The organism is Parendozoicomonas sp. 209JJ7-1, from assembly GCF_058147085.1.
On the sequence record NZ_JBYVJU010000102.1, the window covers coordinates 1 to 735 of the forward strand.

Here is a 735-nt window from a genome sequence, read left to right on the forward strand (position 1 = left end):
GCATCAGGTGCGCCGTAGGCGTCACCTGGATGCACTTGTACACGCTGATTTGCACAAATGTCATTTACCTTTTGACACTTGGTAATGACGCTGGACATTTTTTGTAATGGTTCCCCAGTGCGAATTTTTTACTCGGTTCTGATGAAGCTGGAACGCTTTTTTATCTATGAACTCTTCATAAACCATAAATTTATTTGGATTGTGTTCTTGTTGCTGGACGTCAAACATCAAACAGCCAAGCTCTGATTTGGTTTTTTGAATGTGTACAGGAAGCTCTTTCAGAACAGGTGGCAAGTCTTCATCAGGAACAATGATATAACCCTCAAGAACAACTTTTTGCATAATAGGTTGAATTGTTTTACAGGGAACCCAACCTTTTTGCCCTGACGAATTCTCTGACCAAGCCCATTCATTCAGCGTACTTTTAACGAACAGAACTTCACCAAGGTTTGTGGTAAGTTCATTTGCATTGTAGTTCTTGGCTGCTGTTGGCGGGGATGTTTCTTGGTCAATATATTGCTCTGGAGCCCAGCCTTCATTTCCACATTTTATAGTTACTCGTACCCAACCTTTATATTCATCATCTTGATCCCCAACAGAAAGCTCTTCTCCTTTTTTGAATTTGATTGGGTTTGGGTATGCTGAAATATATCTTTCAATTACTTGATGTTGCATGATTTCACTCGAAGCGTGTAACGCCCGCATCAGGTGCGCCGAAGGCGTCACCTGGATGCG

At 41.9% G+C, this 735-nt stretch carries 1 protein-coding gene; it reads right to left on the reverse strand.

Going from position 1 to position 735, the window contains the following annotated elements; genetic code table 11:
- Positions 1 to 60: 60 nt before the first annotated feature.
- A partial coding sequence (locus ACY2RQ_RS19555) for an SH3 domain-containing protein (protein WP_490114691.1) occupies positions 61 to 735 on the reverse strand: 675 nt, incomplete at its 5' end.